Annotated in this window: 19 protein-coding genes; 15 read left to right on the forward strand and 4 right to left on the reverse strand. The window is 41.5% G+C overall.

Annotated elements, in window-relative coordinates; genetic code table 11:
• Nucleotides 1-928 precede the first annotated feature (928 nt).
• The 5 genes from QUA03_RS15735 to QUA03_RS15755 all read left to right on the forward strand — a co-directional run bounded on the left by QUA03_RS15735 (nucleotide 929) and on the right by QUA03_RS15755 (nucleotide 3,601).
• Nucleotides 929-1,156: a hypothetical protein gene (locus tag QUA03_RS15735; RefSeq protein ID WP_333213208.1), complete on the forward strand. Its 228-nt coding sequence runs from the start codon at nucleotides 929-931 to the stop codon at nucleotides 1,154-1,156.
• A gap of 354 nt (nucleotides 1,157-1,510) precedes the next feature.
• Nucleotides 1,511-1,672 carry a hypothetical protein gene (locus QUA03_RS15740; protein WP_333213209.1) on the forward strand — a complete coding sequence of 54 codons (162 nt, stop codon included), beginning with the start codon at nucleotides 1,511-1,513 and terminating at the stop codon, nucleotides 1,670-1,672.
• A gap of 717 nt (nucleotides 1,673-2,389) precedes the next feature.
• Nucleotides 2,390-2,929, forward strand: a complete 540-nt coding sequence (locus QUA03_RS15745) for a hypothetical protein (RefSeq protein ID WP_333213210.1) — start codon at nucleotides 2,390-2,392, stop codon at nucleotides 2,927-2,929.
• Between the two features lie 34 nt (nucleotides 2,930-2,963).
• Nucleotides 2,964-3,212: a hypothetical protein gene (locus QUA03_RS15750; protein ID WP_333213211.1), complete on the forward strand. Its 249-nt coding sequence runs from the start codon at nucleotides 2,964-2,966 to the stop codon at nucleotides 3,210-3,212.
• A 65-nt stretch (nucleotides 3,213-3,277) separates the two neighbouring features.
• Complete coding sequence (locus QUA03_RS15755) at nucleotides 3,278-3,601, forward strand: hypothetical protein (RefSeq protein WP_333213212.1); 324 nt, start codon at nucleotides 3,278-3,280, stop codon at nucleotides 3,599-3,601.
• Nucleotides 3,602-3,805: 204 nt separating this feature from the next.
• Here the strand turns inward: QUA03_RS15755 and QUA03_RS15760 are convergent, their stop codons facing one another.
• Nucleotides 3,806-7,138 (reverse strand): hypothetical protein, encoded by a 3,333-nt coding sequence (locus tag QUA03_RS15760; RefSeq protein ID WP_333213213.1) that lies wholly within the window; start codon nucleotides 7,136-7,138, stop codon nucleotides 3,806-3,808.
• A 378-nt stretch (nucleotides 7,139-7,516) separates the two neighbouring features.
• On the opposite strand from QUA03_RS15760, the gene QUA03_RS15765 reads away from it, so the two are divergent.
• From QUA03_RS15765 to QUA03_RS15795, 7 genes are all read left to right on the forward strand, one after another.
• The gene (locus tag QUA03_RS15765) at nucleotides 7,517-8,017 is read left to right on the forward strand and encodes a hypothetical protein (protein ID WP_333213214.1); all 501 of its coding nucleotides are present in this window, start codon (nucleotides 7,517-7,519) and stop codon (nucleotides 8,015-8,017) included.
• Nucleotides 8,018-8,067: 50 nt separating this feature from the next.
• The gene (locus tag QUA03_RS15770; RefSeq protein WP_333213215.1) at nucleotides 8,068-8,355 is read left to right on the forward strand and encodes a hypothetical protein; all 288 of its coding nucleotides are present in this window, start codon (nucleotides 8,068-8,070) and stop codon (nucleotides 8,353-8,355) included.
• 350 nt (nucleotides 8,356-8,705) lie between these two features.
• Nucleotides 8,706-12,254, forward strand: coding sequence for an Eco57I restriction-modification methylase domain-containing protein (locus QUA03_RS15775; RefSeq protein ID WP_333213216.1), 3,549 nt, complete (start codon nucleotides 8,706-8,708; stop codon nucleotides 12,252-12,254).
• Nucleotides 12,251-14,041, forward strand: a complete 1,791-nt coding sequence (locus tag QUA03_RS15780; protein WP_333213217.1) for an AAA family ATPase — start codon at nucleotides 12,251-12,253, stop codon at nucleotides 14,039-14,041. The genes QUA03_RS15775 and QUA03_RS15780 overlap by 4 nt, the downstream gene beginning before the upstream one ends.
• Nucleotides 14,042-14,047: 6 nt before the next feature.
• On the forward strand, nucleotides 14,048-17,323 hold the full coding sequence (locus tag QUA03_RS15785) for a helicase-related protein (RefSeq protein WP_333213218.1): 3,276 nt from the start codon (nucleotides 14,048-14,050) through the stop codon (nucleotides 17,321-17,323).
• 170 nt (nucleotides 17,324-17,493) lie between these two features.
• A complete protein-coding gene (locus tag QUA03_RS15790) occupies nucleotides 17,494-18,198 on the forward strand; it encodes a thermonuclease family protein (protein WP_333213219.1) in 705 nt (234 codons plus the stop codon).
• 247 nt (nucleotides 18,199-18,445) lie between these two features.
• Nucleotides 18,446-19,087, forward strand: a complete 642-nt coding sequence (locus QUA03_RS15795) for a hypothetical protein (protein ID WP_333213220.1) — start codon at nucleotides 18,446-18,448, stop codon at nucleotides 19,085-19,087.
• A gap of 210 nt (nucleotides 19,088-19,297) precedes the next feature.
• Here QUA03_RS15795 and QUA03_RS15800 read toward each other — a convergent pair whose 3' ends face one another.
• The 3 genes from QUA03_RS15800 to QUA03_RS15810 all read right to left on the reverse strand — a co-directional run bounded on the left by QUA03_RS15800 (nucleotide 19,298) and on the right by QUA03_RS15810 (nucleotide 22,653).
• Complete coding sequence (locus tag QUA03_RS15800) at nucleotides 19,298-19,768, reverse strand: thermonuclease family protein (RefSeq protein WP_333213221.1); 471 nt, start codon at nucleotides 19,766-19,768, stop codon at nucleotides 19,298-19,300.
• Between the two features lie 316 nt (nucleotides 19,769-20,084).
• The gene (locus QUA03_RS15805) at nucleotides 20,085-21,791 is read right to left on the reverse strand and encodes a leucine-rich repeat domain-containing protein (RefSeq protein ID WP_333213222.1); all 1,707 of its coding nucleotides are present in this window, start codon (nucleotides 21,789-21,791) and stop codon (nucleotides 20,085-20,087) included.
• 316 nt (nucleotides 21,792-22,107) lie between these two features.
• Nucleotides 22,108-22,653, reverse strand: coding sequence for a hypothetical protein (locus tag QUA03_RS15810; protein ID WP_333213223.1), 546 nt, complete (start codon nucleotides 22,651-22,653; stop codon nucleotides 22,108-22,110).
• Between the two features lie 479 nt (nucleotides 22,654-23,132).
• Between QUA03_RS15810 and QUA03_RS15815 the strand changes: the two genes are divergently transcribed.
• From QUA03_RS15815 to QUA03_RS15825, 3 genes are all read left to right on the forward strand, one after another.
• The gene (locus QUA03_RS15815) at nucleotides 23,133-23,882 is read left to right on the forward strand and encodes a hypothetical protein (RefSeq protein WP_333213224.1); all 750 of its coding nucleotides are present in this window, start codon (nucleotides 23,133-23,135) and stop codon (nucleotides 23,880-23,882) included.
• 476 nt (nucleotides 23,883-24,358) lie between these two features.
• On the forward strand, nucleotides 24,359-24,829 hold the full coding sequence (locus QUA03_RS15820) for a hypothetical protein (protein ID WP_333213225.1): 471 nt from the start codon (nucleotides 24,359-24,361) through the stop codon (nucleotides 24,827-24,829).
• 26 nt (nucleotides 24,830-24,855) lie between these two features.
• A complete protein-coding gene (locus QUA03_RS15825) occupies nucleotides 24,856-25,671 on the forward strand; it encodes a pentapeptide repeat-containing protein (RefSeq protein WP_333213226.1) in 816 nt (271 codons plus the stop codon).
• The last annotated feature ends 37 nt before the right edge of the window (nucleotides 25,672-25,708 follow it).

A 25,708-nucleotide genomic window follows, 5' to 3' on the forward strand; every position in this document is an offset into this window, starting at 1 on the left:
ACGCATGAAAACTCAAACTTATGCCAGAGAGGAAGCTTGCACAAAAAGCAGGAATGAGTCGTAGCAATAGCAATGTTCAGAGATATATTTATACCAAAATATAAAAAACTTCTCCAATAAAGAGGAGCGTTTGTATGGTAGAGCCACAACACGCTCAGTATTGAACAAAAATTCAATTAGGCAAACGATCGCCCTCGCAGTTTTAGTAGAATTAGCAGGCTCAACAAATACTTTTCGATGCAGTATGCGGGGTGAAATGAGCAGTCGAACAGAAACTTACGCTAAGGAATTGATTAGTCGTTTTGAATACTGCGCTCGCCTCTTATAAACCTGTACCAATTGAGCTGTCTGAAATTTAAAAGCCTCAAATCCTTACTGTGCCGTACAAAAAAGCTGTACCAAAAAACCTATGCTCTAGTTGGTACAGTTTAATTTTCAACTCTTTAAGTTTTTGAGAGACAAAAAAAGTAGTTCCCAGAATGCTTATCCAGTAAAAGTTTCAGCCGATTCGTAAGTTTCTGTACGACTGCTCATTTACCCCCTAACTTGTCTACCGCATCACTGTACAAGTTGGGCTTTATTCGATCGCGCTCTTCAATGCCAGCAACTTTAGAGAGCGGACTTTCAGCAGTCGGTGAGGGAGTGAAGGGCAATCGGGAGATCGACTCGACCCCCTTCCAGCGCCGGAGTAACCGTGCTGTACCAGTTTTAAGCCCTGGGTTAGGATATGCACCTATCCTGACCTAGCCTTCGGGTGTGGCGTGTTGGGTATTTATAAAACCACTTTGAGATACCTAACCTCACCCTGCAACTCGCATACCTCACCCTGCACCCTGAGCCGATCGCAATTTTTGCCCTAAAATCCCCAGCTAAAATCTGTTTTTAGAAATCTGTTGACACTAGATAAGACCAATCTAAAATTGACAATATGAAAGCTCAACAAACTCACATTGCCCTGTCCGAACTTCGATTACAAGTTGAGGCTGCGCGTATTGACTTGGAAAGCCTAAAGGCTCAGCAGGTTCAATATTTAGCAAAAGCCCGATCAGAGGTTCAGACCGTTGAGGTAGGGATAGCGCAGTGGAAGGCAAATGAAAGGGAGTTTGGAATCTACAAGATGTGGCAGTCCTTCCAAATTTTCCCCAAGTTGCGCTGATTACAACTTTCTAGCTTCTGTATCAAATCTGGATTGTTGGGACTGATTTGGCTGCCAAGATGTTTGATGCACCGTTGGCTAAAAATGCACCCCACTTCTGAAAGCTAGAGTCAAATAAAAATCAGAAATTCCTGTATCCTGACGTAGTGGCGCTGCTTTCACGTTCTAGGCGGGGAAATACCCTTTTCTCGCCTAAACCTCTAGTGGGGTTTTTTCGACGGGCTCTTAAGTCTTTGTCGAAGTGAAAAAATTTAGAAGACTGTCGGAAAAATAGCCACCACCCCTGCCGATTTCTGCGGTCTAAGCACACCCACTGTTAGCAAGCACCGTAAGCACTTACAGTCAGAGGGACTTTTGCCAGAAATAAGTGAGCGAAGTGACAAGAGCGGCCGCAAGCTCAACACCGGGAACATTGGCACAAAAGCCAACCATAAAGAGAAAATTCTCAAAATTGCCAGCGAGATGGATAGAGATGAAATAGAGGAAATTATTGAACTACTAGAGGCAATGCTCTAAAAGCGAAACCAGTTGCGCTTCTGTCAGAGAATAATTAATTGTAACTTGTCCAGTAACTTGTCCACCATATCACTGGACAAGTTAAGCTTTATACGATCGCGCTCTTTAAAGCCAGCAACTGTAGAGAGCCGACTTTCAGCAGTCGGTGAGCAGAGTGAAGGGTGATCGGAATAATGCAAAGACTAGGCTGGATGATGACCGTGATCGGAAGGAGTCGAGCGATTAAGCTGCTGTGTTCCAAAAATCCCTTGCGATCGACAGAGGATAAACGGCACTCTTTTGTATATTCTTAATTCACCTAAAAAGCGTCCCACAAGACGCTTTTAAAAAGGGTACCTTTGCAGAAAATCCGATCGTGAAATTAGATTTCAAACTGTGAATCTAGCAGTCACCCTTCACTGTCTAAGCATTGGTCCTACCTGCAATCTCTAGAAGTTTCAATTAAAACCTGCCATGATTAACCTTTATTTGATTACAACCTGTAGCTTATATCGCATCCATAGCGATCTGACGTTCTTAACTGGAGTTTAGACTAAAAAAGAGAGAACGGTGGCAAAAGCAGGACTTGAGCCACCGCGCCGGGAGAGAATGAGGGTGAAAAATAAAACCTATCCACTCCCTCAATGAACAGTGAACGATTAAAGGACTTTCGTCAAGCAGCATACGAATTATTGGTGCGAGCTCTCCTATGCCACTTTCGAGCTAATGGATGCAGTGATGACCACCAGGAATGCGTCTTGTTTGGCAGAATTTTCACTCAGCCCGCTATTCAATAGACAATGGTCAAGTATCTATGAAGCCTTACAAGACTGTAGACCAGACCGAAAAAAACTGATGGAGTTGTATCGAGAGCAATTAGAACAGCAAGTACCCGCAACAGAACATATATTAGTGGCGATCGATCATACTGTATGGGGGAGACCGGACGCTAAAACCTTAAAAGACAGAACCCATGAATATCAGGGGGGCGTAATTATAGGACAAGGGTACAGTACAATTGCCTGGATACCTGAAGCTCATGGAAGTTGGGCATTACCCCTACTCCATGAACGAATTAGTAGTGGGTCTTCACCCATACTTCAAGCAGCTTCCCAACTCAAACTTTTCTGTGAACAGAGCCTCAACCCAGTATTAGCAGTTTTAGACCGAGAATATGGCAATGCAACTTGGGTATTAGCGCAAGCAGATATTCAAGCTGATTGCTTAATGAGAGTCCGAAAGAATGCCTGGAAAGTGGTCGGCACCACCAGCCTATAGTGGTCGCGGTAGACCACGGAAACACGGGTCCAAAATGAGACTCAATGACCCAACCACATGGCTCGAAGCGGATACTGTGATTGAAATGGATGAACATCCACAGTTGGGACAAGTCCGAGTCAGTCAACGGCTTGACTTACATTTTTATCGTGCGCCGGGACATCCAGTTAATTTAATCCTCGCCCTTAAGAATGAATCCCATGTCAAGCGGTCAGCCGTTTCCACCCTTGTGGTTGGTTTGGGTGGGAGAACGAACTCTATCCTTAGAAACTGTTTGGTTTAAGTATTTACGACGCAAAGAGAGTGGATCATTGGTATCGGTTTGCTAAGCAACGATTACATTGGACATTGCCTAACTTGAGAACTCCCGAACAATCTGAGCGTTGGAGTGATTTAATGCCGCCCCGGAGTTGGCAACTCTGGCTGGCTAGGGATTTAGTTCTCGAAAATCGACTGCCTTGGCAGTCTGCTATGATCGATTTAACTCCTGGACGTGTTGCCCAATCAATGTTATCGGTTTTAGTTGACATTGGTACTCCGGCTCAACTACCTAAACATAGGGGGAAATCTCCTGGCTGGGAAACAGGAAAGGTACGGATATCGGCACCGCGATATCCCACTGTCAAGAAACGAGTTTCTCGACGCAAAAAGTCTTCAAGATTAGTTGTTTAATCTCCTCTTTTTTGAGTTGTTGAGCAATAACTTGCCTTCTGTTGAAAGGCAGCTACTTTTAGATGCGAGCGTTTTTTAGTCTAAACTCCAGTCTTAATGACTCGCAGAAAATGATTTTGGAAACTCATCGATACCCTCTCGGTATCAGGTGCATTGGGGTTGTTAGGCCGCTAGAGGACTTGGTAACCAACAAGTTTTTATGACTTATTTGGATTTCATTTTTCGGATTTGTGCCAAAGCACGTATAATAGGGGGATCTTTAATGTGTTTAGGAATAATTATTTTATCATCCGGCTGAATACCACATAAGTCAAAATCATGCTCCCCTATTTGCCATGCAGGACGAGTAAATATTTGTCGTTTCAAAACCCCTAATTCCTCGAAGGACTCTGCGCTAGAAAAATCTTGAGATATATACGCTGGAGTAAGAATATAAAAACCTAATTTTTCAAACAACTCTACAAACTGATCTAGATTTCTTGAATCTCTTGGCTTCATAGTATTAATTTGATATGTCAAGATAAACTGTGAATTGTTAGAGGCTTTTACCCAGTCAGGATTGACTCCGATAACAACACGATAAGCTGCTGGGTTATCCGAATCAATTCCGGTAATGATGGATAGCCTTATTCTTTCCTCTATATCTTCGTCCCCAAACTCTTGTTTCCATTGAGAAAAAATCTGCTTGCCTGCATTCTCATTACCAAATAAAAGTGCAAGGTTTAACTGTGGTAATTTTTGACTGTTTGGAATGAAGCCGAAACCTGTTCCTTTCCAATTGGCTTTATCCCAAAGAGCAACATTAAGCAGAGAATAAACTTTACGATCACGATGCTTTAGATGATCGACACTCTTAAGCTCTGGAGGAGGTTCGCCCTGACCTGATTTAGCTGTTATCGAGGTAGTCTGTTCAACAGAAGCAGCCTGAATTGTTTCATTATTCCAAACGGTTGTTCGGTGAGCTGGAAAACGCTTATTTCCATCATTGGCTTGCCAGTCTGCAAGTTTAATTTTTGGAGTTTTGCCCAAAATATTCCAAATAGCAGTAGCTACGTTAGTAAAATCAAATGCACGTGAAAAAGCAGACTCCTCTCGCAGCCTATCAAAGTACGGTCCTGGATCTGGTATAAAAGCTATGTGAAAAACTAATTGAATAACTAACTCAGCCAATTCTTTACTTAGTGTTTCAGAATTAATATCTGCATAAGATTCATTGACAGAATGCTGCACTTTCATTAGAGTTTCATTATTTGCAGAAGTTTCCATCTGAATTTTAAAATTAATAACACCTACAACTGAATTTGAAGGAGAAATTTGAAATCTTATATTTGACTGATGTGGGAACAACCTAGAATCAAGACTCGTGGCAAGAAAAGCTTCAAAAGCAGCAAGAATTGACTCTGCAATAAATAAAGATCTATTGTTGGTTGGTGCTTCAGCAATTATATTACAGCCCAATACTTGAGAGCTAAGTTCTACTTTGTCCTCTGCTAAAAACTCAGGAACCTCTGGTAAATCGTGACTCGCTTGTTGTGCTATCCAAGCCTCAAAAAATTCACGGACACGTGCTTCATTTTCTTCCTGTAAAATCCAACCTTCAGAACGAAGAGCATCTTCATGTCCTAGTGCATATAGCGATGCTATAAATGAATGATTTAAACTAAGCTTTTTGAGGATTTCTGGAATAGATTCCAACCAATGTAAGTCCTTGAAGGTAGTCTTAAGAAGGAGTATCCCAAGAACTCGATCCTGAGCCTCTCTCTCTTTCAAGAATCTCTCTTGGGTTTCTTCCTCAAATCCAAGCACTTGTGCAATAGCTGTGACATTTTCAATCCACGTGAGAGTAATTGGAATTTGCCCTAACTGTAATTCAATCCAAATCAAACGCTGTAAACAAGCGAAAGCTTGAATAGTAATTGTGCCATCTTCCCAATACTGATTAAAAGCCTGAGATGCTGCTAGAAGCATATTAGAACGTGCAGCCCACAGTAAACCTGCTGATTCATAAGCACTCGCACATAAGGCTAGAGCAGCAATTAACTCCCCACGGCATTCACGCATAGCCAAATCATGCTGCGCTCGACCAAGAAGACGAATTGCTTCGTAATGGTTTCCACTGATAAGCTTTTGGTTTCCTCTCGTCAGGAGCATACGCCCAGAAGTCGCTCTACTCTCTCGCTCTTGGGAAAGTAGAAGCATGCACTCAAAAAGCTCATCAAAGCCAGGATCATCAGGCAAATACTCACCTAATTCCATAAGGATCTTAATGAGAGGAGTTACATGAAAGTTAACTAAACCTTTGCCTTCCTCAAATACTTTACGGAATTCACTAAATATTCTTTTAAGTTCAGCAGGTTTATCGTTAAACTCGCTAACATCCATCAGTAACTCAAGCGATCGTGACTGTAAAACAGTGCTTGGTCGGTCTTGCTCAGCCTGGAGTCTTTGTAATTCAATACGTAAAGTTTTAGCTCGTGTATCTAGTTTTGCGTCAGAAGCATTAAGTTGTGAGCGTTGAACAGTAGCCCATAATAACTGCCACAACCTAACTGACAATTCAATATCTTTAACTTGGTTGCTACCAACTGCTAAACGTTCAACGTTATCGTAGATTCGATTAAAAGTATTAAAGTCATCATGCCACCAAAAAGAAGTCCAAGCCTTATCGTAAGCACACTGAAGCTTCTGCTGAGGCGTTCCATATTGTTCGGCTACACGTTCAGCTCGTGTAAAACGTCCCTCGACTTCTACACGTGGCCATTCAAGTTCACGTGACAGTGTAGCTGCCTCAATGCAATCTTCAACAAGTTGATACTCAATGCCTTGATAACGAGTGGGGTCTTGTATCTGCGCCTCTAACTCCTTTAACTCAGATTCACGAGCTGTATCTAAAGAACCTTTCTTAATAGATTGAGTCAGTGATGAACTAATTTTGAGATTTTCTATAGCTAAATGTTCTCGCTTGTTCTGAAACACCTTATCAAGTATCCAGGTTCTGTCCAGAACTCGTACATTAACGTTGTATTTTATACGCAATTCATCCTCAATAGTGGCTCGATCTTTATCTTTGATGTATTGATTACTGATGAAATAGATCAAGGTGTAGCCACGCTGCGTTTCTACAATGCCTTGTACATCAGAACGAACTTTTGAACGCCATTCTTTTTTTGCGCTGATGGCAAATGCCCAACGCTCTGAAGCCGCTTCGCGTCCAATGCCCTCATACCAGCGAAGTGAAACAGTATCGGAAACAGGGTATGTTTCAGAGTCTACCTTGCTATCTCCTCCTCCAGTGGGTCCCGTTTGGGGCAAAAGGTTAGGACAAAGCTCTTTTTCAGCTAATCGTCGGCAGAAATGCTCAAAATCTTTTTCTTGGCTACGATTAGTCAAAGTTTCTAAGTGGTATTCAAGGAAACTCCGATCTAAAAGTGGCTCTCCAACTACTTGTGTATCAGAAAACAGATAGGGTCGTCGCGCCCTCATGAAATCCGAAGGACAAAAGACTGCTGATTCAGGTTGCTGATGCTTTTCATTCATAAACTTTTTTAAACCTTAACTAGAAAATTAAATGTTATTTGATAGTACGTAACTACTATTATACTTGGCAAATTTTTATTTAGGACTCATCTCAAAAAACTTAAATTATTAAACTTACAGGCTTACCTTAGCATCAACGTTATTTTCAAATGCCAAAGAAAAATTTGTCTAATCCAAAGGTTTTCTTTAGGCGAAACTGTCATGAGCGTTTCTTGAATGAGAATGCTGGTTGCGATCGCCCCTCGGTGTAAGTTGGGTTGAGCCTGTCAAATCCTTGCTTGTAAACCGCAAGATTATTTGTCCAGTTAATTGTCCAGTCGCTTACTGGACTAATCAGAGTTACAATTTATCCAGTACCAAACTGGACAAACTGGACATATGGAAACTTACCCGATCGCAAGCCTGCAAGAGCGCTACAGCCTAAGCAGCAAGCAATCTGTGTACGATCGCATAAAAGCTTTATCGATCGAACCAGTAGCCCGAGGCAAAATTTCCAGTGACCAACTGGACAAACTGGACAAGTTAAATCAGCATCTAAAATCTGGTGGCACCCTATCTGATTTTGAGAGCAGCCACACCGAAATTTTCAAAACAGAAGCGATCCAACCTGCGACCACAACAGCTATAAATCAAGACAGAGAAAACTTTCTTGAGCTCATCGAGGTGATCACCAGACACATTGCAGCAAATCGCGACCCTCTGCAACATTACGCAGCGTTGGAACAGGCGATCGCCTCCGGTTGGATTTTATCGACAGCCGAAGTTAGGGCGCTCATCGGAGTTAAGCCCAGTGGCGATCGATTCAAGCGGGGCGCTTTTGCATTCATCCGAGCCGACAAAGTTGGGAGTCAGGCTGGATGGAAGGTTGAAAAAATATGACATTTTAAGGCGATTGTTTTGAATAATAGTTGTTTCGATCACCTTCCCCAATGAAAGACAGCCAAGCCGACTGTGTAAACTTAATCTGCTGGACAATAGCTCTCAGCCATCAAACAACAGCCCGCCAAATAGCCACCATTCTCAAGAAGTCTGCGAAAAGGGACACGCCGATCACGCCGCCATTTGGCAGACCCTTACAGCATCTGAGCAAACTGAATACCGCCGACTACTTACCCCGCCGCCAATTGCCCAATGTTTTGCAAGTCGGATTCAATGGGCGATCGGCAGAAAGTTGTTGGGTGTTGCGCTGGGTATTGACTGGAACTTGGCAGATGTGATCGACACGGGGAAATTTGAGGTGGCAGATTTAGTGGCGATCGTGTCTGAAAGGCACTTCAAGGTATTAAGCTTTCTGAAGGCGCGACCATTTGCCTAGTGAGATGATATATAGTTAGGTACTCATGTTAATTGATAGTACCCATGCAAACTAAGGCAGACATTCAACAATTTATCTGCCAAGTAAAGAAAAGCTCTGGATTGACCCAACACAATTCGCCTTTCGTTTAGACGTATTGCTTTCTCATGCTCGCAGGTGGGCAAGAGATTTTTTAGTTCCATTACTATTAGCGATGAAACAGATTGAAGAAATAGCGTCACAATTCGAGTTGAACTTTAGATAAAGAAAGTTATGCCAGAGAGGTTGTTGCAACTTGACGATTTACGAAATGTTGATAGTCCGGAAAGAGTCGCCTCTCTATTTCAGAAATTGGGCTATGTTATAAAAACTCAACAGCTTGGTGTGGAAACCTTTAATTTATCGGAGCGGAATGCCACATCGATTTGTAACGCGCATTTGATTGCCGACCAGGGAAATGGCGAACTCCAAGTTTTACTGTTTCAATTGCACCCTGACGAATGGGCTTCTCCCAGTACCGCTAGCACTCGGATGAAAGCGATCGCCAATCAGGTTTGCCGTAGCGCCAACGAATTTTTACTACTGGCAACCAAAGATTACAACCAATTAATGCTGGTTAACCCCCGAAGAACCTTCGACGAAGGAATGAACGTTAAAACCAGTATCCGTAAGCTATTAATTGACCGTACCAATCCTACTGCTTACGATCGCGATCGCCTAGAAGCCATTGCCGCTGGTCATCGAACACCACGAGAACTGTATGCGGCCCAGTGTGAAGCATTTGATGTTGAAAAACTCACCAAACAGTTTTATCGGGGTTACAAAGAATTATTTGATCGGGTGCAGGCTGCTGTCAAGAAACATAACCCGCACTCGTACTTTAACGATTCAGACCGCTTGCACCAGTTTTCGCAGCGCTTACTGGGACGGGTTATGTTCCTCTACTTTTTGCAAAAGAAGGAATTTTTAGCAGGCGATCGCCGTTTCCTTACCAAACAATACGAGCCCTTCAGAACCAAACCCGACGATACAAACTATTACGGCGAAGTCCTAGAACCGCTGTTCTTTGAAACTCTTAACGCACAACGCCCTAACTTTGAGTCACGTTGGGGCAAAATTCCCTATCTCAATGGCGGTTTGTTTGACCGAGATTATGGTGCAGGCATTCGAGACGCAGCCGGACGAGAAACACCAGAAACTATTACTTTACCTAATTCTCTATTTGACCCCGGCAGCAGTGACGGCATTCTGGGATTTTTCAATAGCTACAATTTCACTGTATCTGAGAACGTCGCGGGTGATGAAGATGTCGCCGTTGACCCTGAAATGTTGGGTAAGGTTTTTGAGAATATGTTAGCCGCCGAGGAACGAGGACAATCGGGTACGTTCTACACTCCTAGAGGGATTGTTCAGTTTATGTGTGCTGAGGTGCTGACTCGTTATCTGGTTGATGAATCGGGGATGGACTTAGACGCGGTAAGGCAATTCGTAGAATATGACCCTGATTTATCCGACACTGACTTTAATCAGTTAATGAGTCCTCAACAGGCGCGATCGCTCAAGAAAGCCGTTGAGAATATTAAGGTGCTTGACCCGGCTGTAGGTTCCGGTGCTTTCCCATTGGGCATGATGCAAACTATTTTACAGGTGCGGCAAGCAATCGCTCGTCGGGAAGGGATGACTGTACAGCGTGGTAGCCTCACCATGAGCGAGTGGAAACGAGAGATTATTGGGAATAATCTTTATGGTGTGGATATCAAACCGGAATCGATTGAAATTGCTAAACTGCGGATGTGGTTGTCGCTGGTGGTGGATATTCCCAACATTGACAATGTAGAACCACTGCCAAACCTTGACTATAAGTTAATGTGCGGTGATTCCCTCATTTCTACTATTTATGGTGAGCGACTGATTCCTGACCCTACTAAGACTCAGCAGGGAATGTTGGCAGTAACACCGATCCAGCAAGCAATTCAACCACTACTAGAGTTGCAACATCGATATTTTGATGCTCAAACCGAAGAACGCCACCAGTTGCGATCGCAGATTTTAGAAACAGAAGCCAATGTGTTTAGGGTGGCTGTGGCCGATCGTCGCCAGTATTGGGTAGGCAGACAGCAAGACTTAGAACGCAAGATTAAAGCGATGAAGGGTAAGGTTTCTAAGCTTCAAGAAAAGGAACTAGCCGAGATCGCTGCTAAGTTGACTGAGTTGGATAGGTTTGCTTTTGAGGTGGAAAGTGGGGAGCGATCACTTAATTTTTTCCAGTACCATCTGCACTTTAGGGATGTGTTTGATAAGAAGGGTGGTTTTGATGTAGTGATTGGCAATCCGCCGTATGTGCGCCAAGAATCAATTAAGGCATTAAAACCTGCTTTACAGAAAGAATTTGAATGCTTTGCAGGAACCGCCGATATTTTTGTTTATTTCTACGAGCGGGGTTTTAGGCTTTTAAGAGATGGTGGACATCTTACCTACATCACCTCTAATAAATATTTTCGGTCAGGCTATGGTGAAAAGCTCCGTAAGTTTTTAGGAGAAGAGTCAACCGTTCAGATATTAATTGATTTTGGAGATACTTCAGTGTTTGAAGCGATCGCATATCCAAGTATTGTAGTTCTTAGCAAAGAAAAGCCTACTTCAGAAACTAAGATACAGGTACTAACTTGGGAGCAAGCTAAGTTAATTGACGATTTACCGCGAATCTTTAAAGCGCAAAGCTTTGCTATGCCTCAATCGGAATTAAAATCTGATAGTTGGCGTATTGATTCTCCAGCAGCTTTTGAATTGCTAGAGAAACTACGAAAGGCTGGAACCTCATTAGGAAAGTACGTTAATAGTAAGTTATATTACGGTATTAAAACAGGTTTGAATGAAGCTTTTATTGTAGGGAGTGAAACACGAGATCGGCTGATTGCCCAACATCCGTCATCATCTGAAGTTCTTAAGCCTTTTCTGCGTGGTCGTGATGTTAAGCGTTGGAGAGTAGACTTTGCCGAACAATATCTAATTAAAATTGAGTCATCCGAAAATAAAATACATCCCTGGTCAAATAAGCCTGAACCAGAAGCAGAAAAAATTTTTTCTAAAACTTACCCTGCGATTTACGAACATTTGCAACTCTTTAGGGAGCGTTTAATCAAGCGAGAAGATCAGGGTAATTTTTTTTGGGAATTGCGCTCTTGCAAATACTGGCAAGAGTTTGCTCAGCCTAAGATCATTTATCCAGATATTGCCAATCGTGGTGAATTTACCTTTGATAATAATAGTTATTTCCTTGACTGCACGTTATTTTTTATACCTTCACAGTTAAGCTATTTATTAAGTTTTTTAAATTCAGTATCTGGACAATTTTTTATTAATCAAATTTTCCCTACTATTCGAGGTGATTTTAGACGTTTCAAATCCATCTATGTCTCTCAAATTCCTATTCCCACTACTACTGAACCAGTTCGTAAAGCAATAGAAACCCTTGTGCTTTATGTCCTCTACCTCACGGCCGAACTTAAAGACATTCCCAGTCATGGCGAGAAACTTATGGCAGTTGCTGATGACAAATTGATGCTGAGTTACTTTGAGCAAATTATTGATGCAGTAGTAATGGAGCTATATCTACCCGATGAACTTCATGCCCAGGATAAATACTTTATGCGCCATCTCTTGCAAGAAAACTTGCCAAGTCTAGACAAACTTAAAGGTGACAAAATGCAGGCACTACGTCCGATTTTTCGGCAATTGTTTGAAAAAGATCATCCGATTCGCGTTGGTATATTCTTTTTAGACAGCGTACCTGTAGTGCGGACAATTAGAGGGATTACATGAAAATCACAAAAATTGAACTCAAAAACTTTCGAGCTTTCTATGGAGAACATACCATTGACTTGGGTAAAAAAGGTAGAAACCTAATTATATATGGTGAAAATGGTAGTGGTAAATCTTCCTTACTCAAAGCAATTGAGTTATTTATCGACTCTCATGTACGCAATATTGCATTTTCTCAACATCGCAATTTTTTTGTAACTGATACTGATGGTGGTCATGTCAAAATTTCTATGCGGTCTACTCATCTCGCTCCAGAAACTACTTATGAATGGTCTGATATTACCCGCGAAACCAATGCTCAAGTAATTATCGATGCGTCCAAAACTAAAGGTAGTCTGGATTACAAATCTCTCTTAGAAATTTACTTCTTACATCCAAAAGATAGTGAAGTAGACCTGTTTAGCCTTTTAATAAAAACTATTCTTGCTAACAGCATAAATAGCCTGACACAAAAACGTTTTAGTGAGGAATGGGCGGAAATTGAGCAAAAAAAAGTCCCACACAGTAGACATACTCGCAAAATACAAGAGCTAGAGGATGCACTTAATAATTTTAACAATGGTCTAGCTAGCATCCTAAATCAGCTTAGAGATCAAGCACTGGATATTCTCCAATATTTTGGATATCCAGTTACGATCGACTTGCAATTCCAAGGAGTAACTGTAGATAGAGCCAACAAATGCTTAATAGGTAATAAAGTTGTTCTTTGTGTTAAATTTCTTAATACCGACTTTCTTCTACCTCATCAATTTCTCAATGAAGCCAAACTGTCAGCCATATCACTTGCAATATACCTAGCGGCTTTGCAAGTCAATCCACCAAGTGCTTTAAAAGTATTGGTACTTGATGATGTTTTGATTGGCTTAGATATGTCCAACCGTTTACCAGTTATCACTATTCTTAAAAATTTATTCAATGATTTCCACATCTTCTTAATGACTTACGATAAGGAATGGTATGAAATCCTTAAGCGTCATTTTCCCTCTTGGAAAACCCTAGAACTATATGCTGGTCATGGAACAGATTACGAAATGCCGATTCTAGTTGAAAATAAACAATATCTTGATAAGGCTATAGAATATTTATTGACCAACGATCACAAAGCAGCAGCAATATACTTACGTACAGCTTTTGAGGTAAAACTTAAATGGTTTTGTGAAAAAATGAACCTCCCTATTAAGTATAAAGAAGACACAAAAAAAATACCGTTAAATGAATTTTGGGAAACTATCCTCAAGGGAAATTTTATCGATGAAAATCTAAAAACAGATATGGGAATTTCTCTTAGTTATATAATGAACCCCCTCAGTCATACCCAACTGGCAATCGCGCCAACTGGAGAAATTCAAGCTGCAATTGATACAGTTAAGCGATTAGAAGAAGCACTTGATGCAATTGTTAAACCACCAACTCAACAGCAAAAAGATATTGACAAAGCAAGATGTTTTTTATTGGCGAACGAGCATAATTTATCGGCACAATACTTACGCTCAGCCTTTGAGTTGAAAATCAAGTGGTTTTGCGAAAAAATGAGTCTCCGTGTTAAGTATAAAGAACCAACAAACAAGATACCCCTTAAGGATTTTTGGGACGCTATTATTACGGAACATTACATTGATGCAAGTTTACAGTCAGAGATACAAACTTATCATTCTTACATAATGAATCGCCTCAGCTATGCCCAACTGGCAATCGCGCCAACTGGAGAAATTCAAGCTGCAATTGATACAGTTGAGCGACTAGAAAGAGTTCTTGATATGATCGTTAATCCTGGAAATGCTCCATAGAACAATATGCCCCTCCCGGACTATATCGACAACTCCCAATACAAGCTCGAAGCCGTCCTCAAAACCCTAATCAAAGACGATCGTCAACTCATTCTCGACATCGCCACTGGTTTTTTCCGTATTGAGGCATGGGTGCGGCTAGAAGATGCTATGAATGCCCTAACCAGTCTTAGACTCCTGATTGGGCGCGACCCTACCATCCGTCCCGCTGAGAGCGATCGCATTGACTTGATCCACTACCTTCGGCGCGACCTCCAACAGCAGCTAGAGGGTCAAACCTTCAAACTGGAGTACAAGCAACAGATAGACCGCTTGATTGCCTATCTCCAGCAAGAGCACATTCAAGTAAGATTGTTTGGGGCAGTGGGCGATAAAACCCAATTTCTGCACGCCAAAGCTTATATCTTCGACAAGTACAGCATCATTGGTTCTAGTAACTTTACTCCATCGGGGTTGAGTGGCAACACCGAGCTAAACGTGGTCAACAAGATTGAGGCAATTGCGCGTGACTTACGGCACAACTGGTTTGAAAAGTTCTGGAACGACCCCAGCGTTGACCTTGACTATAAAACCAAACTCATAGGCGCGCTCAACGCTTCCAAGTTTGGGAGTAAAGCTTACACGCCCTACCAGGTATTCGTCAAAGCACTGTACGAGCTATTTAAAGATGAAACCCAGAGCGAAGGGAGCGATCGCACAACCTTAGAATTAGCAAGTTTTCAACAACAAGGGTTTGAGCAAGCAGTCAGGTTAATTGATCGCCACGATGCTTGCATGGTTGCTGATGCAGTAGGTTTAGGTAAAACCTATATTGGTTTGAGGCTAATTGAGCATTACCTACAGGAAGAGCGCAGTCCTGGTTATGTACCGCGTGCTCTAGTAATTTGCCCCGCCCAGTTGCGAGATTTTGTATGGATTAAAAAACTGGATGAATATGGTATCAAAGCAGATATCGTGTCTCAGGAAGAATTGGGGCGCAACAAGTTTGATATTAGACGCTTCACCAAACATGACATCGTTGTGGTAGATGAATCGCACAATTTCCGTAACTCTGGAACTAACCGCTTTCTTAATCTTCAGAAGCTAATTAGCACAGGTAAGCGTAATAAAAAGATCGTGCTATTGACGGCAACTCCGATCAATAACACTGTTTACGACCTGTATCATCAAATGCTACTCATGGCACGTAATACCCCGACCTATTACCGCGAGTGGGGTATCAGCAATCTTACCAGTTACTTCCGAGCCTTAGATAAAGGCAATATCGAAATTACAGAACTGCTTATGCAGACAATGGTGAGGCGATCGCGCTTGGATGTCATTAAACGACAGAAAGCCGGGGAACAAATTTTTATTGGTGGTAAAGAGATACATTTTCCTACCCGTCAGTTAGAAAAATTCACCTATAACTTTGAAGAGACTTATCAAGGATTATATGCTAGGATTGCTGAGCAAATAGATTGCTTGAACTTAGCTCCCTATAATATCAAGTTATTTAAGCGCAAAAAAAATAAAAATGACGAAGTAGAAGTCAAAAAAAATAATGCACTAGCCGCCTTAATGAAATCTCTATGGTTAAAGCGCTTAGAAAGTTCAATAGTCGCTTTTGAAACAAGCATTACAAGACAGCAAAAGTTTCAATCTGAGTTCAATAGCTGCCTGCAAGATGGCAAACTGTTAACCACTAATAAATTTCAAAAAATTGTAGCTGCTGAACAAGATGAAGAGGAAAATATTGAAATTACGGAAATATTAGAATCTCTTACAGACATTGACCCGCAGGATTACGATATCACTCAACTTCAGAAAAAAATTTCTGAAGACTTTCACAACCTCGAAGAAATTATCAATAAATTGCGAAACATTCGTCAAGCTGTGGCAGAGGGTACAGAGAACGATCTAAAGTTAGTCGCATTCAAAAATTTACTACAACAGCAGTTACAGAACAAAAAAAGCCTTGTCTTTAGCTACTTCAAGGACACCGCTAATTATTTGTATCAAGAGCTAATTAAGGATAAGACATGGTTAGCAGTTATGGGTAACCCGGCGATCGATATTATCACTGGCGCGACATCTCCCAAGATGCGGCAGGATAAGGTCAAGCGCTTTGCTCCCAAAGCTAACTGTGAAAATGCAGAAGACTTGCAAGAATGCTTAGACAATCCTATCGACATTCTAATCTGTACTGACGTGCTATCGGAAGGGCAAAACCTACAGGATGCAGGAGTGCTAGTAAATTATGACCTTCACTGGAATCCAGTTCGCATGATTCAACGCGCGGGACGCATCGATCGCCTGGGTACAGATTTTGAAAAATTATTTATTTACAACTGTTTCCCAGAGGAAGGTTTAGAAAAGCTATTAGGACTGGTTAAGCGATTACAAGAACGGATAGCCAGAATAGATCGTGAAGTTGGTTTAGACGGTAGCGTTCTAGGGGAAACTATCTCAGAGAAGTCAATTGAAGAATTACGTAAACTTAAACAAGCTGATACAGATGCAGAAAAAGCCGCAATTCTGGAAGAGTTAGAGCAAGGCGGCGATCTCATGTCGCTAGATGAGATGCGTTTTCCATTGTTAGAGTTTCTCACGAACAAAAGCAGAGAACTTATCGAAGAAATCCCAATGGGAATTCATAGCACCCGCAAAGATGGGCCAAATGGTATATTTCTAGCTTTCAGTGCCAAAGACCGCAGTATATGGCATTTTTACCCACGCATTAATGGTGCGATAACTACAGACCGTAGCTCAACTTACAAAGACTTGATAATAACTAATGAAAAACGAAAGATTTTTAAAATGATTCAGTGCAAGGAAAGTGATTATCCAAAGCCTGACGATTTACCGCCAGTAAATTTTGATAATGCAATTTTTGCTGTTTTGCCAGGTGCAGTTAATAATCTGGTAGAAGACTTGCAAAAGCAGCAGGCTAGCAGCTATATAAAGCCACAGTTATCAAAATTAATGCAAAAGATATACACAGCATTAACACAAAAAGACCTGCGGTCGAATAATGATGAATTAGAAATAGAGGCTAAAGATCACGTCCTGAAGGTTATTACCTCGACTAATAATATGAAAACCTTCGAGAAAGAGATAAAAAATATTTGGGATAAATATGTGTCAGATAAAAACCTCACTAATCTTGTTGCCGATCTTGAGGAATATTTCATAGAAAAAGAAATAGGACAAGATATTGAAATGGAGGAGGAAACTTCGGTAGACATTATCAAAAAGGAAGATGTGCAACTTGTTTGTTACGAATGGTTTAAGTCAAGTTGACAACAGCCTGAAAACAATCAAGATAAATCTTTAGCTTGTAGGGCTAAAATCCAAATAGGACAGTGTTGGCGAAGCTGCTTTTAGCATTCTCACGCATTATACTTCAACAACCACCGCAGCAAATACAGCAATTAACCACCTAGCAAACACGAAATGGAGTCTAGTAATTAATGTTCATTGCACCGCTCGTCTCAACAATTACGGCTCAAGTTTCTCAGCCAAACAATCAAGCTATTAATGCCCAGGTAGTTAGTGTCGGCGACGGCGACACTCTCACCATTCGCAGCACTAACGGGCAAAATATAACTGTGCGGCTGGCTTGCATTGACACGCCTGAAAGAAACCAACAAGGAGGAAAAGAGGCAGCCAATCGCCTTACTGCACTTCTTCCCAAAGGTGCATCAGTTAAAGTCGTCGTTGTAGATAAAGACCAGTATGGTCGCACAGTTGGAGTTGTTTTCAACGGCAGTAAAAATATTAATGTACAACTTTTACAAGAAGGACAAGCCTGGGTGTATGAGCAGTACATAGGCAACTGTCGCACGACCGCCGACCAATTGCGCCAAGCTCAAAGCGTTGCCAAGCAAAACCGAGTCGGGTTATGGAGTCAAGCTAATCCTTGCCCTCCCTGGGACTTTAGAAAAAATCAGTGTGTAGCACAGCCCGCTGCTGCGCCACAAAAACCTGCACCAACTCCACAAAGGCCTGCGTCAAGTCCACGAAATAATTGTGACCCGAGTTACCCCGATGTTTGTATCCCGCCCGCACCGCCTGATTTAAATTGTGGCGACATTTCTCACAAACGCTTTCGCGTACTGCAACCAGACCCACATGGATTTGATAGAGACAAGGACGGCATTGGTTGCGAGAGGTAAAGGAAACTTGACGCATTTTAATTCCCGTTGATTCGCCTTTTTGGGCGGTTGGCAGGGCAACTGCACTGTCAAAATCTAAAACCTGAAATTATTTGGTCAAAAAGAGCGGCTGGTATTCTGTTCTCTAGCGGCAAAGCCGATCGGCTTCGCCGACAATCAACCAAACCGGAATCCCCCAACTACTTACAGTTAGGGCTTTTTTGCGTCACACTCGCACGTCGCAAGTGAGTGCTTTTTAAAAAACTGGATGTGGTGGGAGCGCTGGCACTCAGAAAGCGGTGAGAGCGGTCGGAGTGCGGTTAAAAATCCGCAAAGATTCACAGTTGCTAATCTTTTATGTAAAGAGCTATCATTATTATGCTTTTACATAGATAAAAACAATATGCTTTCCCAATCACCTGGTATTTATATTCTTTTAGCTGCTGTATTGTCTAGCGTCTCGTTATTAATTAATAATTGGATTAACAATAAATTTCAATTGGATCGTGAAAATCAACAAAGAATTTGGCAACAAGAAACTGAGAGACAAAAATGGTATCGAGAAAAAATTTATGAGTCCTATAGAAGTTCAATTCAAATTTTAACAAAAGTTATACAAGCGCAATATAAAGCGCAATTTACAAGTGAATACGATGATTCATATAATCCCGATCACGATTTAGACCTCGAACTACTCATAAAGAATTTATACTTTGAATTTTCTTCGGAGTTTACCTTAATAATAGTGGGTCATCCTGATAAAGGAACTAAAGAAATCAATGAAATAACAACTAGAATTATTGACAAAGGTGTGTTTAGAGATCCTTTTACTCTGCGGGAATTAATCACTAAAATAATGGAAAAAGATCCCAGAATAAAAGATGTTAATGAAGAGTATTTAAACAAGTAAAGTCTTCAACTAAGTCTAACTTGATATAGTAAGGTTTATGATGTGTCTAACTGGTAGCTAATAGAAACCCGCCAGAGTTGGAGTCTAGCGGGTTTGATGATTTTTAGATACTGTTGAAAGTTTTACTCACAAGCCATACCGTCTTTTTGTTTGTTAATTGGGTATGGGTCTTTGGGGATTAGGTGCAGGTTTTTGTGGGGTAATGGGATTCTATTTACACTGATTTTTTCTATAGTCCCAAGGTGGACAAGGATTATTTTTATTCCATAGTCCAATTCGCTGATGTTGAGCGGTAGTCTGACCTTGACGCAATTCTTTAACAATAGTGCTACATCTACCAACACCAATATAATTTTCATAGACCCATGCTTGCCCTTCTTGCACCATTTGTAAATTAATATTTTTATTGTCAAAAACCACCAAAACTACCAGTAATTGGTGTTCATATAGGCCTTTATATGCAGGGTAAAGTTTGATTGATGTACCTTTTGGAAGTAGTGTGTTAAGGCGATTATATGCCTCTTTTCCTCCTTCTTGATTTTTTTCAGGTGCGTCAATGCAAGATAACCTTACTGTTATATTTTGTCCTTTATTACTGCGAACAGTGAGTGTATCGCCGTCTTCAATATTGACTATTTGGGCGTTAATAACTTGTGCTGAAACAGCTTGAGCCAAGATCATTATTTTCTTTTATTTGTTAGGTTTTTAGATGGTAATTAATCTAACTATACCTGTTTTTGAGTTTATACTCTGGATATTTTTGAATTTGATAATGTTTTATGTCAAAATATGTGTTTTCTCGATGCATCTGCAAAAGTTACAGGGCTTAGGCGGGAAAGTGATATTTTCCCGCCTAGGACGTGGAAGTCTTGTGGCTCTAGTGTCTTACTAAATAAAAATAGTAAGACAAAACTGTAAGGCACAATTAGTTACTGTGCAGTTAATACCATTTCCATAAACGGATAGGGAGGGAAACTCAAAAATCCCCATCTACACCTTATAACCGTTGTAACTGACCACTTTTGCATTTGCTGAGAAAAGTTTCATAATGCTTACTGAGAGCGTTTTGATTTGGTGCTGTTTTTTGATCCTGTGGTAAAGTCAGTTTCCGATCAGCCAGATATTGATAACAGGTGCCGACGAGTTCAGGGGCAATCACCACTTCATTGGTATCTGGTCGAATTGATAGTAGATGCAGATCAAACAGAGTGTGTATGTCGGCTCTGAGTGGTAAACCATTTGTTGGATGATTGGTTTGAGTACCTTGATATGGAATTATATGTGCTGCTTCAATAGCTGACTCTACATCACAATCAGTTATTGGACATCGACCACCGTAAGCAGTTAACAACTTACGTCGAAATTCAGCCTGTCCTTGTCGCTGCACAATGGAAGCAGTTGTCCGTCGTCTGGCATCTTGAAGAGTTTCAGCGTCAAAGTATTCCTCAGATTCAATTTTCTGACGCTCAGCATCTAGCTCAGGTAACCCTGGATTGCAGGTGTGGAAGCAAGAGTCGAGAATGGTTCGCAAATCACCACAACCTCCATCATCTTGACCGTGCCCCAGAACTTGCGGGAAAATCAGCACCGGGTTATTTTGCAAATCTAGTTTTTCCAAATTCTTCATGCTGCGAATCGCCTCTGGGATTTCAGCAATCTGATTGTTAGGGAGGAGCAGCTTTGCCAGATTCGACAGTTGTCCGAGCATCTTTGGGATAGTAGTAATCTGATTGCCACCAAGGTAAAGCGTTCTCAAACTCGACAGTTGCCCGAGCGTCTCCGGAATTTCAGCAATCTGATTTTTCCCAAGGTTGAGCAATTTCAGATTGGACAGTTGTCCAAGCGTCTTTGGGATAGTAGTAATCTGATTGCTATTAAGGTAAAGCACTCTCAAACTCGACAGTTGCCCGATCACCCCTGGGATTTCCCTAATCTGATTGTCAGTAAGGTAAAGTTCTTTCAGATTCGATAGTTGCCCGAGCGCTTCTGGGATAGAGGTAATTTGATTTTCCCCGAGGTGGAGCTTGTCCAGATTCGACAGTTGCCCGAGCGCTTCTGGGATAGAAGTAATCTGATTGCCACGAAGGTAAAGTGTTTTCAAACTCGACAGTTGCCCGAGCGCCTCCGGGATTTCAGCAATCTGATTGTTAGGAAGAAACAGCTCTTGCAGATTCCACAGTTGCCCGATTACCTCTGGGATACAGGCAATCAGATTATTACTAAGGTCAATTACTTTCAGATTAAACAATTGCCCAATTGCCTCTGGGATACCAGCAATCTGATTATTACTAAGGTCAATTACTCTCAGATTCCACAGTTCCCCGATTCCCTCTGGGATACAAGTAAGCTGATTATTAGTGAGGTGAAGCCACATCAGCCTCGACAGTTGCCCGAGTGCCTCTGGGATAGAGGTAATCTCATTGTCATTAAGCTCAAGGCATATCAGATTCGACAGTTGCCCGAATGCCTCTGGGATGGAGGTAATTTTATTGTTATTCAGGTTAAGTCTTTCCAGATTCGACAGTTGTCCGAGTACATCGGGGATGGAGGTAATTTTATTGTCACAAAGTACAAGCCGTGTCAGAAGTGTACACTTGACAATCTCCAGCGGCAATTCCTCCAACCCCAGTTTAGATAAATCCAGTTCCTTCAATTTTTTCTCAGCAGCCCACTCAATTCGTCGCACCGCTTCTTCTCGGGTCATGTCCTTTACCTCTCAATAATATTTATTATATTGTGACGATAATTTAATCTGTTCGATAAAACGGGTTTATCCCCATTTAGGACTTGTAACCACGAAAGCAATTGTTTTCCACCCCTAGGCTTGCAACCGTTACAGCTTCATCAGGATAAACCTATCTCCTCGCTCAGAGCTTGTAATCGTTGCAGTTAGGTCAGAAAATGAAAAATTTTTACCAAAAGCTTGGAGCCGTTACAGCAAGAAAAAAAATAGGTTTTTTTGAGGTGAGGAAAAGTACACTGCAATAAGAAAAAATTCTATCACAGCCTGTCGTATTCGCTTATTTCTCTATGTAGAATTCACCTTTGTACAAACGACCAGTAATTTGATGAGGGCTGAATTTTCCCTCGTATATTTCCTGGCATATTTTATGTTCTTCTTGTGTCTTTTGTTTGACATATTCTATAAGTTTGTAATTATCGCTGAGAGCCAAAAATTTGAGTGGCAACGGTGCTATCAAATCCCCAAGTTGAACAGGTTCCGCCAATTGGTCAGCTAAAAAAATAACGTAATTTTTCCGACCGAGCGGATGATGATTTTTATCAGCAGTAAAGGGTGTTATATCTAATATTTGGTCTGCGCTACACCAAACTGCGTGATGTGTTGCCACCAAGTAATCTCCATACTCAGGGTTAAAGCGGTGACCGAAAGTCCAACCACAAAGAATACCTCCCCCATCTTTTTTAACTTTAATCAACACATTTTGGAAACACCAGAAAGGACTAGCCCCATTCTCGGGCTGGTGGTATACCTCGCCCAAAGGCTCTGAGCTTATTTCGGATGCAAACTTTTTTATTCCCTCTCTCAATTCTTGCTCTGTAATCATAATTTTAAGTCTTTAAAAATTACCCAATACATACTATAGCAACAAAATACTGCAAGTTGCTATAGTATGTCCATCCCTTCTTACGTTGATTATTAGTGATATTAAGCTCTTGCTGCATATGAGTCTGAGCCAAAAAAATTGGCAGACCAATTTGGTCACCTACCTATTCACGGAAAGTAACATACCTCTACACCAAGCTTGGAACCATTACAGACTTATCAGGCTAGAGTAATTTCCCCATCTATAGCAATCCTAAGTGATTTTCTAGATAGGGAAAATCTGAAAGTCTTGCTATACAAGAAGTCTAGGAAGACAAGATGGCGTTGTGTTGTGAGACTCAGATCGGATTGCTATAGGAGACAGAACTGTTACGGCTAGGTCACGATATTCATATTTTCTGATTGATCATCTCAAACCCTTGCTGCTACATTGAATATTTGCTGGTTGCGATAAGGGTGCGATGAATTCAAGGGTTCACTATGCTTGACGATCAATTGCTGGAAAAATACATCCATACATTCTATGGATATGGCAACTATCACGGAGACTTTTGGTTTGTTGGTAAAGAGGAGGGAGGCGGGGGAACTATTGAAGATGCTTTGCAGCGTTTAAATGCTTGGTCTCGACGTGGATGTAGAGAACTGGAAGACGTTTTTGAGTATCACCAAGCATTTGGTGAATCCAAATGCTTCGGTCAACACCCGAACATACAGCCCGTTTGGGGGAAATTGATCCGAAGTTTACTGAAAGCAAAAGGACAGGAAGCCACACGTGATCAGGTTAGAGGATATCAGGGACAGCAGTTAGCGAGAGAGGGTGGAGAAACTTGCCTGCTAGAGCTGCTCCCGTTACCTTCGCCCAGTGCTGGTATATGGCTGTACTCCGATTACTCACAGCTTCCACAACTTCTGGAGAGACAGGTTTACCGAGAATCTTATGCTGCTCAACGCGCCGACCACATCCGGCATCGAGTCTTGAAATACAAGCCGCGTGCGGTTGTGTTCTACAGTTTAGATGCTTGGTACCAGCAGTGGTGGAGAGCGATTGCAGAGGGAGCCAATTTCAGCACTCATAAGAATGGCTTTCAATCTGGTGCTAATGGTTCTACGCTCTTCGTCATCGCAAAACATCCCACAGCGCATGGTGTAACAAATGAGTATTTTGAGGCGATCGGGGATCTGATAGCTGCCCACTCATCCGATTCGTCTATACTACCGAAGCACGTTTGAGGCATATCCTGAGCCAGAGCCTGGAACCGCTAAAGTCATTAAATACTTTCAAGCGCGTGACACACGAATGTAAGTGTCCTCAGCCGGACGGGCAGGTGGCTATTTTTCCGACGGTCTTCTAAATCTTTTTCACTGCGACAAAGACTTAAGAGCCCGTCGAAAAAATCCCGCTAGAAGTTAGGCGGGAAAGGGTAATTTTCCCAGTCACTCCAAAACCTTGTTCTAGGCGGGGATAATCCAATTTTCCCACTCATTCCAAAACCTTATTCTCTAAAGTTTACAGACTTTTCGTGAATATTTTTCAGACAACAGACATCAAGCTCTTGCTGCACATGAGTTTGATCTGTAAACATTTTCAATCTTCCGGATATGGATTAACAAGACGAGAAATAGAGTTTAAGGTAAGTATCTCACGTTACAGTGAGTAATTAGGCAACCTAATAATCGAGATATATAAAAATTTATACCGTGCAGTAATGACTGGACCACCACCGACACCGACACCGACACCGACACCGACACCGACACCGACACCGACACCGACACCGACACCGACACCGACACCGACACCACCCTCATCGAGTCCAATTTCTGTAGAGCCATCTCCTCCAGTAACTACGCGATTGGGTACATTCACGAAAAAGGTCGTGATGAATGTTTTGGAATTGGTCGATCAAGTGTTCTATGCGTTAATGGGTAGACTTGGAAGAATAGTTTATGGGTCAATTCAGGATGCAATCGCGATAGGTATTATTTTAAAACTTCCCGGTTTAATCAGTAAAATTATTATCGGAGAAGATTTTTCAAGTTTCAATATTTGTCTGCAAGAAAGCCCTTGGGGTATATCCCGTTATGCTTGTTTCATTATTGTAACTTCTGATTTTCTATTGTGGATAGTTCTCGCAGGTCGAATCATTTCTCGGTTTAGGGCAGACTTAAGAATTTAAAAAATAACCCCTAGGAGATATTGGATATGACTCTAATCAAGCGCAAACAAATTAGTCTTTATGAAGAAGCTGAAGCTGGATTAAATTCTTTAGTCAAGCAAACAGCTCAAGTTGGTGCGGGTTTGTTGATGATGCTGTTGCTGACAGGGGGAAACCCACCCGCTTTTACAGTAGGGTTAAGTGTAGTTGGGGGAATTGCGTTTGTTGCCTGGAGTGAAGAAAAGCGACTGACTAAGTTTTATGTGCGACAATCGCCAATTCCTAGCTCTCCTGAGTCTACATCGCAGGTGTCAATCCAAAATTATATTAAGCAAATTCTCGAAGCCAATACAAATAATTTATCTGAATTGGTGAAACAGGCGGGTCTAAATCCGTATGAAGATTTAGCAGGAGCTGATTTAAGTAGTGTTAAAGGAATTGGCTGCAAATTGAGTAGATTTAATCTCAGTGGTGCTGACTTAACTCAAGCTGATTTGAGTCGTGCCGATCTAAGTTTTGCTAACTTAAGCAATGCTAAATTAATAAATGTAAAACTTTGTCGTGCCGACTTAAGTAGTGCTGACTTGAGAAATGCTTTGCTGATGGATGCCAACTTGAGTTTTGCTGACTTAAGCGATGCTAACTTAAGCGATGCCGATTTGATTAATGCTAACTTAACCACTGCCAATTTAAGCAATGCTAATTTGCACAATGCTAATTTGACATCCACAAATCTGAACAATGCCCAAGTAGAAAATGCTCAATTTGGTAAGAATGCCGGACTTGATGAAAAAGCAAAGTATGAATTAAAAAGGCGAGGTGCAATTTTCCCGCAAGACGAACTGATCCCTGTACAAGTGTAAAATTTTGTTTAGACTGCAAAACAATTACAGCGTCATA

The sequence above is a fragment of the Microcoleus sp. S36b_A4 genome (assembly GCF_036700645.1).
GTDB lineage: Bacteria > Cyanobacteriota > Cyanobacteriia > Cyanobacteriales > Microcoleaceae > Microcoleus.

Bases quoted from the DNA above. Each gene is read 5' to 3' on its own strand.
- QUA03_RS15735 (WP_333213208.1), top strand. From the start codon at position 929: ATGAAAGCTCAACAAACTCACATTGCCCTGTCCGAACTTCGATTACAA.
- QUA03_RS15745 (WP_333213210.1), top strand. From the start codon at position 2,390: ATGACCACCAGGAATGCGTCTTGTTTGGCAGAATTTTCACTCAGCCCG.
- QUA03_RS15750 (WP_333213211.1), top strand. From the start codon at position 2,964: ATGAGACTCAATGACCCAACCACATGGCTCGAAGCGGATACTGTGATT.
- QUA03_RS15760 (WP_333213213.1), bottom strand. From the start codon at position 7,138: ATGAATGAAAAGCATCAGCAACCTGAATCAGCAGTCTTTTGTCCTTCG.
- QUA03_RS15765 (WP_333213214.1), top strand. From the start codon at position 7,517: ATGGAAACTTACCCGATCGCAAGCCTGCAAGAGCGCTACAGCCTAAGC.
- QUA03_RS15770 (WP_333213215.1), top strand. From the start codon at position 8,068: ATGAAAGACAGCCAAGCCGACTGTGTAAACTTAATCTGCTGGACAATA.
- QUA03_RS15775 (WP_333213216.1), top strand. From the start codon at position 8,706: ATGCCAGAGAGGTTGTTGCAACTTGACGATTTACGAAATGTTGATAGT.
- QUA03_RS15780 (WP_333213217.1), top strand. From the start codon at position 12,251: ATGAAAATCACAAAAATTGAACTCAAAAACTTTCGAGCTTTCTATGGA.
- QUA03_RS15785 (WP_333213218.1), top strand. From the start codon at position 14,048: ATGCCCCTCCCGGACTATATCGACAACTCCCAATACAAGCTCGAAGCC.
- QUA03_RS15790 (WP_333213219.1), top strand. From the start codon at position 17,494: ATGTTCATTGCACCGCTCGTCTCAACAATTACGGCTCAAGTTTCTCAG.
- QUA03_RS15795 (WP_333213220.1), top strand. From the start codon at position 18,446: ATGTGGTGGGAGCGCTGGCACTCAGAAAGCGGTGAGAGCGGTCGGAGT.
- QUA03_RS15800 (WP_333213221.1), bottom strand. From the start codon at position 19,768: ATGATCTTGGCTCAAGCTGTTTCAGCACAAGTTATTAACGCCCAAATA.
- QUA03_RS15805 (WP_333213222.1), bottom strand. From the start codon at position 21,791: ATGACCCGAGAAGAAGCGGTGCGACGAATTGAGTGGGCTGCTGAGAAA.
- QUA03_RS15810 (WP_333213223.1), bottom strand. From the start codon at position 22,653: ATGATTACAGAGCAAGAATTGAGAGAGGGAATAAAAAAGTTTGCATCC.
- QUA03_RS15815 (WP_333213224.1), top strand. From the start codon at position 23,133: ATGCTTGACGATCAATTGCTGGAAAAATACATCCATACATTCTATGGA.
- QUA03_RS15820 (WP_333213225.1), top strand. From the start codon at position 24,359: ATGACTGGACCACCACCGACACCGACACCGACACCGACACCGACACCG.
- QUA03_RS15825 (WP_333213226.1), top strand. From the start codon at position 24,856: ATGACTCTAATCAAGCGCAAACAAATTAGTCTTTATGAAGAAGCTGAA.